Source organism: uncultured Ralstonia sp., assembly GCA_913056305.1.
GTDB lineage: Bacteria > Pseudomonadota > Gammaproteobacteria > Burkholderiales > Burkholderiaceae > Ralstonia.
In genome coordinates, this window is record CAJXMR010000001.1 from 1 (window position 1) to 14,947 (window position 14,947).

The window sequence follows — 14,947 nt, forward strand, 5'->3', positions numbered from 1 at the left end:
CCGGCAAAACCACCACGACCGAGCGCATCCTGTTCTACACCGGGGTCAATCACAAAATTGGCGAGGTGCATGACGGCGCGGCCACCATGGACTGGATGGAGCAGGAGCAGGAGCGCGGCATCACCATTACGTCGGCGGCCACGCACTGCATGTGGCGCGGCATGGCGGGCAACTATCCGGAACACCGCATCAACATCATCGACACCCCGGGCCACGTCGACTTCACCATCGAGGTGGAGCGCTCCATGCGCGTGCTCGACGGCGCGTGCATGGTGTACGACTCGGTGGGCGGCGTGCAGCCGCAGTCGGAAACCGTCTGGCGCCAGGCCAACAAGTACGGCGTGCCGCGCATTGCGTTCGTCAACAAAATGGACCGCGTGGGCGCGGATTTCTTCCGCGTCGAGCGGCAAATGCGCGACCGCCTCAAGGGCAACCCGGTGCCGATCCAGGTTCCCGTCGGCGCGGAGGATCACTTCCGCGGCGTGGTCGACCTCGTCAAGATGAAGGCCATCGTGTGGGATGACGCATCGCAAGGCGTGAAGTTCGAGTACGTCGACATCCCCGAAGAGCTCAAGGCCACCGCGCAGGAATGGCACGACAAGATGGTCGAGGCCGCCGCCGAAGCCGATGAAACCCTGCTGAACAAGTACCTCAGCGGCGAAGCATTGACCGAGGCCGAGATCAAGCACGGCCTGCGCCTGCGCACCATCGCCGGCGCGATCGTGCCGATGCTGTGCGGCTCGGCATTCAAGAACAAGGGCGTGCAAGCCATGCTCGACGCGGTGGTGGACTACCTGCCCTCACCGGTGGACATTCCCGCCATCGAAGGCCATGGTGAGAAAGACGAGCCGCTGGAACGCCACCCCAACGACGACGAGCCCTTCTCCGCGCTCGCCTTCAAGATCATGACCGACCCGTTCGTCGGCCAACTAATCTTCTTCCGCGTGTATTCCGGTTCCATCTACTCGGGCGATACGGTCTACAACCCGATCAAGCAGAAGAAGGAGCGCCTGGGCCGCATTCTGCAGATGCACGCCAATCAGCGCGTCGAGATCAAGGACGTGCATGCCGGCGACATTGCGGCCGCGGTCGGCCTGAAGGACGCGACCACCGGCGATACGCTGTGCGACCCGAACAACATCATCATTCTGGAACGCATGGAGTTTCCGGAGCCGGTGATCTCGCAGGCGGTCGAGCCCAAGACCAAGGCCGACCAGGAGAAGATGGGCCTGGCGCTCAACCGCCTGGCGCAGGAAGACCCGTCGTTCCGCGTGAAGACCGACGAGGAGTCCGGCCAGACCATCATCTCTGGCATGGGCGAGCTGCACCTGGAAATCCTGGTCGACCGCATGAAGCGCGAGTTCGGTGTGGAGGCCACCGTCGGCAAGCCGCAGGTGGCCTACCGCGAGACCATCAACAAGACCGCCGAAGACGTCGAAGGCAAGTTCGTCAAGCAGTCGGGCGGGCGCGGCCAGTACGGCCATGCCGTCATTACGCTGGAACCGAACCCGGGCAAGGGCTACGAGTTCCTTGACGAGATCAAGGGCGGCGTGATCCCGCGCGAGTTCATCCCGGCGGTGGACAAGGGCATCCGCGATACGTTGAACACGGGCGTGCTGGCCGGTTACCCGGTGGTGGACGTGAAGGTGCACCTGACCTTCGGCTCGTACCACGACGTAGACTCGAACGAAAACGCGTTCCGCATGGCCGGCTCGATGGCCTTCAAGGATGCGATGCGCCGTGCCGGCCCTGTGCTGCTGGAGCCGATGATGGCGGTGGAAGTGGAAACGCCTGAAGACTACATGGGCAACGTGATCGGCGACCTGTCGTCGCGGCGCGGCATGGTACAGGGCACGGAAGACATCCCGGGTGGCGGCGGCAAGGTCGTGCACGCTGAGGTGCCGCTCGCCGAGATGTTCGGCTACTCCACCAACCTGCGCTCGCTCAGCCAAGGCCGCGCGACGTACACGATGGAGTTCAAGCACTACGCCGAGGCGCCGCGCAATGTGTCGGAGGCGATCATCTCGGCCAAGAAGGTCTGAGGCAACAACCTGCGCATAAGATTGCGGCCACCTTCAGGTGGCCGTTTTTGTTTAGCGTAGGCAGGTCAGCCACGCGTACACCACTCCGGCGGCCACGGCCAGGAACGGCAGCGAATACGCGTGGAACACCAGCCATGCACGCTTGTCCCGCGCCATCCGCAACGCAATCAGGTTGGCCAGTGAACCAACCAGAAAGCCGAATCCGCCCACGCTCACCGCAAACGCCATCAGCGGCCAGTCGTGCGAATACTCGGCCAGCAGGATTGCCGCCGGCACATTGCTGATGAGCTGCGACAGACCGATGCCGGCCCAATACAGGTGACTAGGTTCAGACAGCGATAGCGCATCGAGCGCCTGCCGCACCGGTCCGAGCTGCGCCACCAGCCGCAGATCGATGAACATCAGCACGAACACAAGCAGCAGCCCCCAGTCAGTGCGCGCAAGCACGTAGCGCGCACCCGCCAGGTACAGCACCACCAAACCGGCCAGCGCAGCCAGCGGATACCCACGATCGGTCAGCAACAGGAACGGGACATAGAGGGCCAGCGCCGGCAGCAGCAGCCGCTTGTGCAGCTCCACCGCTTCGACCTCGGCATGCACGTGAATGGTCAGTGACGGAAACGCAAACCACGTGCACACCAGCAACAGCAGCATCAGCACCGCCACCATCGGCGCCATCTGCCAGACAAAGGCACCGAACGACAGCCCCGACTGATGCCACAGGAACAGGTTCTGCGGATTGCCAATCGGCGTGAGCGCCGAGCCCGCATTGACGGCCAGCGCCTCGAACACGATCAGCCGCGTCACCGGCAGCCGGGCCACATGCCGCAGCCCGACCGTGAGCGGCACGATCACGAACAGCGCGACATCGTTGGTCAGCAGCGTCGACAGGGCCGCCGACGCCCCCACCAGCGCGAGGGCGAGCACGCGTTCGCTCTCTACGGCGTCGATCAGCCGCTGGCCGAGCAACTGGAGCATGCCGCTCGATTCCACCGCCTTGGTGAGGATCAGCAGCCCGGCCAGCGCGGCGATGGTGTGCCAATCGACCAGCTGCGGATACTGCGCAATGCGCTGCGGCGCCATGACGGAAAACACGCCGCAGACGGCGAGCAACAGCCAGAAGAACGGATCGTGCTTCAGCCCCTGCCAGAACGGCGGGTGGATGGCGTGATGCGGCAAGTGTGGGCCGGGTGTGGCTGGCGGGGAGCCAAGCGACGGCACAGCGGAACCGTCGCGTGTTTGAGGGGAATCGCCGTGCATGCAGCAGAGAATGGGGAATCAAACGTTGGCGCGCATTGTAAGCGCGCAACGTAACGGCCGGGCAGTCGTTACCGGGCGCGGCAGCAGACGCGCCCGGAAGAATCACTGCGCCGGCGAGCCACCACGGTGGTGGCGTCGCTCAGGATTCGCGCGAGCCGGAACCGGAGCCCGGACGGTCGGAACCGCCGGTCGAGCCCGTACCGCCGGCGGCCGGACGATCGCCCGAGCCCCCCATGCGGGAACGGTCATCGGTGCCAGCGCCGCCGGCACTGCCAGGATGGTAGGCCGACTGCGGCGTGCGCTCCGGCCCGCGATACTGACCCGACAGACCGTGGCCGCCGGTCGAGCCGCCCATCGAGCCGGGCTGGCTGGCCTCAGCGCCCGGCGCAGCGCCGGACAGCGGCTGGGTCGGATGGCTGGCGATCACGCGTTCGATTTCGGCCACCGCTTCGCGTGGGGCAAGCACGACTTCCAGCCCCAGCGCGCCGGCCACCGCCATCAGCGTCGACAGGCGCGGATCGGCACGGCCGGATTCCGCGCGCAGATACGCCTCGCGGGAGATGCCGGCCATCTTGGCGACGTCTTCCTGTTTGAGCTTGCGCGACTTGCGCAGACTGTGCAACTGCTTGAAGGGCTGTTCCATCTGTTCGCTCCTGCACCTGAGATGGGAAACATCGATGGGCCGAGACCCGCTCGATGCGGCTGAAAACATGCGGACGGTGGAGCCAAACGCCTCCAGGTCCGCGATAACACGCACGTACGGCAGCGGCATGACCGGTGTTACGTAACACGCCGTTCCACACGTTTCGGGTGGCGGCCTCCTGATGTGTTTCTTACAGAGTAGACGTAATTTCGACTGCACCCAATGTTGACGCGTGATGAAAGCGCATCCCGTCATACCTGTTTACCGTGACAAGCCAGGCGGGGGACGGTTCCCCAAGGAAATGCCGTTATCTTCGCTTGGCCCACCATGCCTGTGATTGATGCTGCGCAAATCGTCACACCCGGTCATCGTTTCGTCGATCCGCGCTTGCCCTATCCGCCAATCGGAGGGGGGACCCCAACAAGAATGCAACCAGCTGCATTCCATTGGCGACCCGCGGACGGCGCGCGCCTTACGTCACGCAAATGGCGTGCCGGGACGTGGCGTGGCCGCCAGCCGACAGGGGCGATCAGTGGAAATCGCGGCTGGAGGCCGCCAGACGCCCAAGGAGCGGGGTCAGGTCCACCAGGTGTTGCGCGACCAGATGCCGCGTCTCGCGCTCGCACTGCCATTTGCCATACACGCCCAATAGACGTGCATGCAGCACCTCACGGCGCTGGCGCTCGATCAGGCGCGGCCAGAGGATGACGTTGATGGGGCCGGTTTCGTCTTCGATGGTCACAAAAATAGTGCCCTTGGCCGTGCCCGGCCGCTGCCGCACGGTGACGATGCCGCAAGCGCGCGCCAGTTGCCCATTGCGGTAGCCGGCCAGCATGGCGGCCGTGGCAAAGCGCATGCCTTCAAGACGGGGCCGCAGCAAGCTCACGGGGTGACGCTGCAGAGACAACCCGAGGCTGTCGTAATCGGCGACCACCTCTTCGCCGATGGGCGGCGCGGGCAGGATAAGGGGCGCCTCCACTGGCCGGGCCGGACGCAACAAGGCGTGGTCGTGGCCGGGCTCCTGCAGCGCAAGCGTTTGCCAGAGCGCTTGGCGGCGATGGCCGGCCAGCGGCTGCAGCGCATTGGCGGCGGCCAGCACGTTCAGGTCGTGACGATCCAGCGCAGCGCGGTGCGCCAGATCTTCCACGCTGGCAAACGGCGCCTGCACACGCGCGGCCTCGATGCGCTCGGCGGCCGGCTGGCGCATGCCGCGAATGCGGTTGAAACCGAGCCGGATGTCGGGTTGGGCCATCCCATCGCTCTGCCTGCCCTGCCCGTCCAAGCGTTCATGCAGCGTGCAGTCCCACACGCTGGCCGTCACGTCCACCGGCAGCACGCGCACCTGGCTGCGCCGCGCCTCCTGCACCAGCTGCGATGGCGAATAGAACCCCATCGGCTGGCTGTTGAGCAGCGCCGCAAAGAACGCTGCCGGCTCGTGGCATTTCAGGTAGCTGCTGACGTAGGCCAGCTTGGCGAAACCCGCCGCGTGGCTCTCGGGGAAGCCGTATTCGGCAAACCCCTCCATCTGCCTGCACAGCGCCTCGACGAAGATCGGGTCGTAATTCCGCTCCTCGACCATCACCTTCATCAGCCGCTCCTGATGCTGGGTGAGATTGCCCTTGCGCTTCCAGGCTGCCATATCGCGGCGCAGGCGATCGGCGTCGTCGGCAGAGAATCCGCCGGCCTTCATGGCGATCTCCATCACCTGCTCCTGGAAGATCGGCACGCCCAGCGTGCGTTCAAGCACCGCACGCACCTCCGGGCCGGGATACGTCACGCAATCGGGGTTGCCGTTGCGCACGGCTTCGCGCCGCTGCAGGTACGGATGCACCATGCCGCCCTGGATCGGCCCCGGGCGCACGATGGCCACCTGGATCACCAGGTCGTAATACCGGCGCGGGCGCAGGCGCGGCAGCATCGACTGCTGCGCGCGCGATTCGATCTGGAACACGCCGACGGTGTCTGCGCGGCAGATCATGTCGTAGGTTTCCTCGTCCCCATCGGGCAGATCCTGCATGGCGAGCCGGCCGGTCGCGCCATAGTGTGCACGGCGGCCGGGCAGTGCATCCACCATGTCGAGCGTGCGGCGGATGGCGGTGAGCATGCCCAGCGCCAGCACATCCACCTTCAGCAGGCGCAGCGATTCGAGATCGTCCTTGTCCCATTGGATGACGCGACGGTTCTCCATAGCCGCGTTCTCGATCGGCACCAGCCGCGAGAGCTTGCCCTGCGCAATGACGAAGCCGCCCACGTGCTGCGACAGGTGGCGCGGGAAGCCGCGCAGTTCGTCCACCAGTTCGGCCCAGCGCTGCACCAGCGGCGACGCCGGATCGAGCCCCTGCTGGCCGGCGCGCTCGGCAAACTCCTTGCGGCTGTCCCACCACGCCTGCCCCTTGGCCACCTGCTCGATCATCCCAAGGTCGATGCCGAGTGCGCGGCCGACGTCGCGCAACGCGCTGCGCGTGCGGTAGGTGATGAGCGCGGCGGCCAGCGCGGTGCGTGTCACGCCGTACTTGTTGTAGATGTACTGGATGACCTCTTCGCGGCGCTGGTGCTCGAAGTCGACGTCGATGTCGGGCGGCTCATTGCGCGCGCGGGAGAGAAAGCGTGCGAACAGCGTGTTGCCGCTGTCCGGATTCACTTCGGTGATGCCCAGGCAGTAGCACACCGCCGAGTTGGCCGCCGAGCCGCGCCCCTGGCAGAGGATGGCCTGGCTGCGGGCAAACTTCACCACGTCGTAGACGGTCAGGAAGAATGGCTCATAGCGCAGTTCGGCGATCAGCTCGAGTTCTTCTTCGATCTGCTTGCACACCTTGGCCGGCGTGCCCATCGGGTAGCGCCGCACGGCACCGGCCATCACCTCAGCGCGCAGGTAGTCGGCGGGCGTCATGCCTTCAGGCACCACCTCGCTCGGATATTCGTATTCGATCTCGTCCAGCGAGAACGTGCACAGGCCGGCCAGCTCTACCGTGCGCTGCAAGGCCTTGGCACCGCGCTCCCCCTGATAGAAAAACGCGAGCTGCATGCGTGTGCGCATCGCCTGCTCGGCGCTGGGCGCCAGTTCCAGCCCGCATTCGGCCATCGACTTCGACAGGCGGATGGCGGTCAGCACGTCGTGCAGCGGCTTGCGCTGGCGCGAGTGCATCTGCACGCCACCGGTGGCGACCATGGGCACGTCGGCCTGCTCGGAGACGGCCGCCACCGTGCCGCGATGGCGGTCATCAGCATGGCGCAGCGGCAGCTCCAGCGCGATCGACAGCCGGTCGCCGAACACCTGCTGGCACCACGTTGCCTGCGCCAGCAGGTGCTGCGGATCGGGGTCGTAGTCGGGCAGCAGGATCGCCAGGCAATTGGGCGCGCCGCGCAGGTGGGCGAGGCCCCCTGTGGGTGCGGCCAGGTCGTCGGCCAGCAAACGGTATTCGCCCTTGGGCGCCGCCAATCGCGCCTGCGTGATGATCTCGCTCAGGTTGCCGTAGCCATCGATGTTCTGCGCCAGCAGCACCAGCCGCAGCCACGGCTCGCCCCGCGCATCACGCACGGTGAAGTGGCTGCCGATGATCAGCTTCAGGTCGCACTCCTTGGCCGCCACCAGGGCACGCGCGGTGCCGGCCACAGAGCATTCGTCGGTGAGCGCGAGCGCCTGGTAGCCGTATTGCTTGGCGCGCTCCACCAATTCCTGCGGATGCGAGGCGCCGGTCAGAAACGTGAAGTTGCTGATGCAATGCAGCTCGGCGTATTCAGGCAGACCGATGGAGATTGACGCGGTTGTCGCCATGGCAACCCTAGCCGAACAAGCCGTGCAGATACCAGCGCGCGTCGTCTTCGCCGGCCGATGCCGAGACGCGATCGCGGTAGACCCAGTAGCGCACCGCAGATTCACCTGCACCCGCGCCTTCAGCGATGAAGTAGTCGCGCTTGATGAGCGCGTCGTCCCACCAGCCGGATTCAATGCGCTCGGGCAGCGACACCAGCCGCAGCGGCCCGCGATAGTACGGATAGTGCTGGCGCGTGAGCAGCGGGATCGGTTTTTCCAGCAGCCACAGCGGGCGCTCGGGCTGCTGGGCGTGCCACTGTGCCAGCGCCTGGCGCGCGGCGGCGCGGCTGTGCGCCGTGGTGGCGGCGTTCACCTCGACCCAGTGGTTGGCACGTTCGGGGCGATGGTCGGCGCAGGGCTGCGGGTGCAGCACGTTGGCCGCGCCCAGGCGAGCAATGAGGGTGTCGATCAGGCGTGCGGCATCCTCGGCGCGGCCACCGGGCTCGGGAAACAAAGATTCAGTGGGCGGTGCAAGCGGTGTGGCGTCAGTCACCGTCAGCCGCAGTTCGACCACCGGGGCGATCAGCGTGACCCGATGCACGCGCTCGCGCAGCACGCGCGACAGATGCGCCAGCGTGCGCACCGGCTGCGCGAGCAAGATATCGACCGGGGTGGACGAAGCGGCGTCCTGCGTGTCGCGGCCGCGCCGGCGCTCGTGCTCCAGCGTCAGCCGGTAGCCCTTGGCGCCCAGCTGGTGCGCGGCCAGCCAGCCGACCAGCTGCAGCAGCAACTGTTCGGACGCGGCCAGCACGCCTTCTGCGCTGTCGATGCGGCCGGGCAGCTCCAGCGGCACGTCAAAGCGTAGTGGCGCGGCAAACCAGGTGTAGCTTTCGTGCGCCTCGCCATAGGCGGCGTCGAGCGTGTCGACCAGCAGCGGGCCGCAACGCCGGCGCAGGCCAGCACGCGGCAGGCCACGCAGATCGGCCAGCGTGCGGCAGCCGAGGCCTTCGAGCCAATCCGGCCGCGTCAGGCGCGCCACGGCGTCAATGGACAAGCGGTCGAGCAGCACAGCCATGCGCTCGGGCCGCACCGCGCGACGCACACACCGAATATGCATCGGCGGCGCGCGACGCTCCCCCATCGGCCGGCCACTGGCCAGCCATGCCGCACCGCGCCCGGTGGTGCCCGTGCCGATCTGCGACGCCAGCCCCAAGCCGCGCGCGCAACGCCGCACGGCTCGACACAACGCGCGATGACCGCGAAACAGGCGCAGACTGGCCTCCACCTCCAGCAGCACGGTGGCCTCGTCGGCCAAGTCCAGCGTGACGTGCGGCGTGAAGGCCAACAGCGTCAGCGCGAGTGCCTGGAGCAGCCGCGCTTCGGCGGCCGGGTCGCGCTCCAGTTGCAACGCATGCGGCACCAGCGCTTGCGCGCCCGCCCGGCGCAAGCCTACGTGCACGCCCTCGCGCGCCGCCAGGCGGTTGGCCGACACCACGCGCTCCTGCTCCAGCACCATCACCGGCAAGGGCAGCGCGGCCGGATCAGACCACTGGGGACGAAGCGCGTCGAGCGGCAGGCGAGGCAGATGCACCGCGATCCAGAACGGCATGGTCGGAAGTGTCCGGTACAACACCGGACGCAGAAGAAGACGACAGCGACGCCAGCAGCGCCGCCGTGGCCGGGTCGACGACAAACGGCTCGGCGGGCAGCACCGGCAGCGGCCGGACCGAGGCGCGGCCGGCTTGCAGCGGATCGGCCAGTGGCAACACCAGCGGTGTATCGCGCAGCGGCCCGCGCCGCTTGTGGAAGAGGATGGACAGCACATCGCCAGCATGGCCCACGGCAGGCGCCAGCCCCAGCCGCAGCACCGCCGGCGACGACTCGCGCAGCGCCTGTGCCGGCCGGAACACCCAGATTGCGCTCTCCCCGGCCTGGGCCAGCACCTGCAGCCGGCGCAGCACGCCGGGGCGCGCCTGGTCCAGCCAGATCAGCACGCCGCCAAAGGCCTGGCTGCGCACGATCTGCTCGGCGGCCCACAGCAGGTCGGCCGGCTTGGCGGCGCGCACCCAGACGATCTGATCAGGAGAGAAATCCCAGCCGACCAGCCGCACCGCATTGGGCAGATGCGGCGGCCCGACCAGGGCAATGCGTCCGGCATCGGCGCACAGCGTGGACAGCGCCGGCCGCAGCAGCCGGCATTCCCCGATGCCGGGGTGCGGGCACAGCAGCTCGGTCAGCCCGCCCAGCGGCCAGCCGCCGCCAGGCAGTTCGGCATCCAGCGCGTCATAGCCGGTCGCCAGCACCCGCCCGGCGCTGCGCGCCAGGCTGCCGGCGCGCCATAAGGCCGGATGCAGCTGCTCGGGCGACGGCACCGTTCGCGTGCGCGGATGCGGATGCGGCCCGCAGGCCGCCGGACCGATGACCGGGCCAGCGGCGACGGGGCGTTCCGCCACATCTTCGGCGAAAGAAAGAGACGGGGACTGCGCAAACATGGCGGAACCGCAAGGCTGGGCGCTCGAATACTGTATGAATATACAGTATCACAGCTTTTGCCTCGTCGTTCCGTTTTTTCAGGCGGCGCAAGCCCGCTACACCAGTTGACGGCGCATCAGTCGTGCTCAGAGATAAAACTCCCTGCAAATTGCCGTTGAATCCCCCCCCGGTTGGCAGACCGCCCGCGCCTGCGGCGTGCCCTGCCAGCTCGAAATGCATGCAGCCCGACAGCACGTATTCCACCTCCAGCGTGCCTACCTGGGCTCGGCCACCAACGCGCTGCACACATTGGCGACGTTCGCCAGCACTCGGGGCATCGGCTGGCCGGCGTGAAGCCCCGAGTGACTTGCTCATGGCCTGCGCCTATGTCGAACCGGCCGACGACGACCGCCACCCAGGGAGGGATACCGACTAACCCTTAATCTGAAATACAGTTCGCGCAGACTCGCGCACACAGCAAAACTGTACTCTTCCGGGCCGGTTGGGTTTGTGCTTATTGCGATCGGCACTGTGCTCCTACTCTTCCCACCATCGAACGCGCATGGGGCAAGCCCTGGCGCAGGAACCTGGTGATGCACAGTGATGGGAGACAAGGTCGTGCAAAGCGCAACATCGAACGGAAGACGTGAAGCTGTACCGCTCGGATGCCCCTCGCACGGGAGCGTCCGATGAAGCTCTATGAGAAGTTCGCGGACGACCTCGAGAAGCTGATCCGGCAAGGGGTCTACCGCCACGGCGACCGCGTCCCATCGGTGCGCCAGGCCAGCCAGCAGCACCGCATCAGCATCACCACGGTGATCCACGCCTACCTGCTGCTTGAGAGCCGTGGCTTGCTGGCGAGCCGCCCCCAGTCGGGCTATTTCGTGAACCTGCAGCTCAGCAATGGCGAACGGCAGTTGCGCGATCTGCAGCCGTCGAAGCCGGTCGCCATCTCGTCGTCGGTCGACGTGAGCCGGCTGGTGCTCTCGACGCTGCGCGCGATCGGCACCGACGATGCCATCCCGCTTGGCTCGCCGTATCCCGACCCCAGCCTGTTCCCGTTTGAGAAGCTCAATCGCTACGCCTATACGGCCGGCCGCGAAAAGGCGCTGTGGGGCGTGACTGCCGCGCTGCCGCCCGGCAATCCGAGGCTCGTGCGCCAGATTGCGCGCCGCTACCTCGAGAACGGCATGCCGGTCGACCCCAACGAGATCATCGTCACCGTGGGCGCAACGGAGGCCATCAACCTGTGCCTGCAGGCGGTCGCCAAGCCTGGCGACGTGATTGCCGTCGAGTCGCCGACGTTCTACGCCATGCTGCACGCAATCGAGCGCATGGGCATGAAGGCGATCGAGGTGTCGACGCATCCGGAATACGGCATCGACATCGCGGCGCTGGAAGCCATCGTGAAATCGCAGCGGATTGCCGCGTGCATGGTCATGCCCAACTTCCAGAACCCGCTGGGCTTCCAGATGCCCGATGAGCGCAAGCGCGAGCTGGTCGAATTCCTGACCAAGGTGGACATTCCCATCATCGAAAACGGCGTCTACAACGAGCTGTACTACGGCAACGCACACCCGAGCAGCCTGAAGTCCTATGACAAGAAGGGGCTGGTGCTGCACTGCTCGTCGTTCTCGAAAAGCCTGACGGCGGCGTACCGCATCGGCTGGGCGCTGCCGGGCCGCTATCGGGATCAGGTGGAGAAGCTCAAGTTCCTGAACACACTGACAACGCCGACGATCCCGCAGCTCGCCATCGCGGAATTCCTGGAGCACGACGGTTACGAGCATCACCTGCGGCGCGTGCGCAAGGCCTACGCGCAGCAGGCCAACCTGATGCGGGCGATGGTGTCGCGGTTCTTTCCCGAAGGCACGCGCATGTCCAGCCCGGCCGGCGGCTACGTGCTGTGGGTCGAGCTGCCGCCCAAGGTGGACGCAATGCGCCTCTACCAGCTCGCACTGGAGCGCGGCATCACCATCGGGCCCGGCTACATGTTCTCGATCTCGGACACGTACCGGCATTGCATCCGGCTCAACTACAGCAGCGCGTGGTCGAGCGAGATCGAGCAGGCGGTGATCACCGTCGGCAAGCTCGTCGCGATGTGCAACCGCTAGCGGACCGCATGCACGCCCCTCGGGGCTAAGCCGGCTCCGAGCGCAGCACGCGCACCGGCACGGATTTGTAGGACGGCGTGCCGCTCTCCTTGTCGATGTAGTCGAGCGGCACCAGCACGTTCGCCTCCGGGTAGTACGCCCCGACTGAGCCGCGCGCAATGCTGTAGGCGATGGCGGTGAGCTTCTCCAGCCGCATCGTCCTGCCCGACACGATCGTCTCGATGTCGACCAGATCGCCGTGCTCCAGCCCGCGCGCGGTCATGTCGGCTTCGTTCATAAACAGCATGTCGCGCCGCCCGAACACACCGCGATAGCGATCATCCAGCGCATAGATCGTCGTGTTGTACTGGTCGTGGCTGCGCAGCGTGATGAGCCGCAGCACATGTTCGCCGCCGAACACATCGGCGTCTTCCTTCACCCCGCCGTACACCGAGAACATCGCCTTGCCTGATGCCGTCGGCCATTGGCGCTCGGTCGGCGGCAGCGGCAGGCGGAAGCCGCCGGGCGTGCGGATACGTGTGTTGAACTGCTCAAATCCGGGCACGGTCTTTTCGATCAGGTCGCGGATCCGGTCGTAGTCGGCCACCAGCTCCGCCCACGGCACCTTGCTGTTCGGCAGCGTCGCCTGGGCCATGCCCGCGACGATTGCAGGTTCGGAGCGCAGGTGCTCCGACGCGGGTGTGAGCCTCCCGGCCGACGCGTGGACCATCGACATCGAGTCTTCAACCGTCACCGATTGCGGGCCACCCGCCTGCACATCCAGCTCCGTACGCCCGAGACACGGGAACACGTACGTCTCCTTCGCCACCAGCAGATGCGACCGGTTGAGTTTGGTCCCGACATGCACGCTCAGATCGAGTTTGCCCATGGCCGGAAAGCTCTGCTCCGGATCGGGCAGCGCGACCGCAAAGTTGCCGCCCAGGCAGATCAGGGCCTTTGCCTTGCCATCGACCATGGCCTGCATCGCGTTGACGGCATCGTGGCCGTGCTGCGCGGGCGGCTTGAAGCCAAGCACGGCCTCGATGTTCTTCAGGAAGCTGGCCGACGGCTTCTCGGTAATGCCCACCGTGCGGTTCCCCTGCACGTTGGAATGGCCGCGCAACGGGCAGATGCCCGCGCCGGGCTTGCCAAAGTTACCGCGCATCAGCAGCAGGTTGGCGATCAGGCGGACATTGGCCGTGCCCTTGTTGTGCTGGGTGACGCCCATGCCGTAGGTGACGATGGTCGCGTTGGACTTGGCATAGGCCGCCGCCACCTGCTCCAGCTCGGCGCGGGTCAGCCCGCTGGCCTTCTCGATGTCGGTCCAGGTCGCGGCTTCCAGCTCTGCCGCAAAGGCCTCGAAACCCTGCGTGTGCATGGCGATGAAGTCGCGGTCGAGCACGTCGCCCTGCGCGGCCTCCATGGCGAGCAGCGCCTTCATGATGCCGATCAGCGCGGCCGCGTCGCCGCCACCATCCACCTGGAAGTAGGTCGAGGCGATCCGGGTCGAGCCGTAGGTCGCCATCTCGAGCCAGTTCTGCGGGTCCGCAAAGCGTTCGAGCGCGCGTTCGCGCAGCGGGTTGAACACGATGATCGGCACGTTGCGCCGTGACGCTTCGTGCAGCGTGCCCATCATGCGGGGGTGATTCGTGCCGGGGTTGTGGCCGATCGAGATGATGAGTTCGCAGTGCTCGAAATCGTCCAGTGAGACGGTTCCCTTGCCGATGCCGATCGATTGCGGCAAGCCGACGCTGGTGGGCTCGTGGCACATGTTCGAGCAGTCCGGGAAGTTGTTGGTGCCGTATTCCCGCGCGAACAGCTGGTAGAGGTAGGCGGCCTCGTTCGAGGCCCGGCCAGACGTGTAGAACTCGACGGCGTCGGGCGGCAGCCCGCGCAGGATCTCGCCGATCCGGTTGAAAGCGCCTTCCCATTCAACGGCCCGGAAGGTGTCCTTGTCGCGGTCGTAGACCAACGGATGGGTCAGCCGGCCCATGTCTTCCAGTTCATAGTCGGAGCGCTTGAGCAATTCCGCCACCGTGGTGGTGGCGAAGAACTCCGGCGGCACCCGCTTGTTGGTCGCCTCCCAGGTCACGGCCTTGGCACCGTTCTCACAGAACTGGAAGGTGGAGCGGTGCTCTTTGTCCGGCCAGGCGCAGCCGGGGCAATCGAAGCCGGTGGGCTGGTTGGTCCGCATCAGCGTGATCGGTGCCTGGAACTTGTCCATCTGGTCATGGATAGCCTGGGCCGTCGCCCGCAGTGCGCCCCAGCCACCGGCGGGGCCGTCGTAAGGGCGGATGCCGGGCACTTCGCGTCGAGTCGCCATGTCGATCTCCATGCGTGCCCCGGAAGCCGATGGCGCGGGGCATGCGTTGATTGCGCCGCATCGCGGCGGGGGCTGGGGTTGGTGCTCAAGCCTCGGATTCGACGGTACGCTGCGTGCGTCGCGCGAGCCCGTGTGCCTAACTTAGGCGATTGACCTCGCCGCTCCAAGATACAGTTCCGCGCCGCTGCCGCACGTGCAGCGCCCTGCGATGCAGCACAGAATGAACGGGCAGGCAGCAACAGGCGACAACGCATCGAACGTGTCGCCTGTCATGTATGGAAGGTCGGAATCTCGTGTGCTGAGGCCCCGTCGCCAGCCTCGACAGGTTGGCGCATGCGTGCCGCGATGGACTAGGCGCCG

Annotated in this window: 8 protein-coding genes; 2 read left to right on the top strand and 6 right to left on the bottom strand. The window is 66.5% G+C overall.

Features of this window, described 5'->3' with window-relative positions; all coding sequences use genetic code 11:
* Positions 1-2,042, top strand: a 2,042-nt coding sequence (gene fusA / locus QZ609_RS00005) for an elongation factor G (RefSeq protein ID WP_295489309.1), incomplete at its 5' end; no start/stop codon positions are given.
* Positions 2,043-2,093: 51 nt separating this feature from the next.
* On the opposite strand, the gene QZ609_RS00010 is transcribed toward fusA, so the two are convergent.
* The 5 genes from QZ609_RS00010 to imuA form a co-directional block, all read right to left on the bottom strand.
* Positions 2,094-3,302: an anion transporter gene (locus tag QZ609_RS00010; RefSeq protein WP_295489312.1), complete on the bottom strand. Its 1,209-nt coding sequence runs from the start codon at positions 3,300-3,302 to the stop codon at positions 2,094-2,096.
* A 139-nt stretch (positions 3,303-3,441) separates the two neighbouring features.
* On the bottom strand, positions 3,442-3,945 hold the full coding sequence (locus QZ609_RS00015; protein WP_295489315.1) for a helix-turn-helix transcriptional regulator: 504 nt from the start codon (positions 3,943-3,945) through the stop codon (positions 3,442-3,444).
* 529 nt (positions 3,946-4,474) lie between these two features.
* Positions 4,475-7,720, bottom strand: a complete 3,246-nt coding sequence (locus QZ609_RS00020) for an error-prone DNA polymerase (protein WP_295489318.1) — start codon at positions 7,718-7,720, stop codon at positions 4,475-4,477.
* A gap of 7 nt (positions 7,721-7,727) precedes the next feature.
* Positions 7,728-9,308 (bottom strand): DNA polymerase Y family protein, encoded by a 1,581-nt coding sequence (locus QZ609_RS00025; protein ID WP_295489320.1) that lies wholly within the window; start codon positions 9,306-9,308, stop codon positions 7,728-7,730.
* A complete protein-coding gene (imuA, locus tag QZ609_RS00030) occupies positions 9,241-10,191 on the bottom strand; it encodes a translesion DNA synthesis-associated protein ImuA (RefSeq protein ID WP_295489321.1) in 951 nt (316 codons plus the stop codon). The genes QZ609_RS00025 and imuA overlap by 68 nt, the downstream gene beginning before the upstream one ends.
* Positions 10,192-10,860: 669 nt before the next feature.
* Here imuA and QZ609_RS00035 point away from each other — a divergent pair.
* Entirely contained in the window at positions 10,861-12,285 is a 1,425-nt protein-coding gene (locus QZ609_RS00035; RefSeq protein WP_295489322.1) for a PLP-dependent aminotransferase family protein, read from the top strand.
* 25 nt (positions 12,286-12,310) lie between these two features.
* Here QZ609_RS00035 and QZ609_RS00040 read toward each other — a convergent pair whose 3' ends face one another.
* Positions 12,311-14,587 carry an FdhF/YdeP family oxidoreductase gene (locus QZ609_RS00040; RefSeq protein ID WP_295489323.1) on the bottom strand — a complete coding sequence of 759 codons (2,277 nt, stop codon included), beginning with the start codon at positions 14,585-14,587 and terminating at the stop codon, positions 12,311-12,313.
* Between the last annotated feature and the right edge of the window lie 360 nt (positions 14,588-14,947).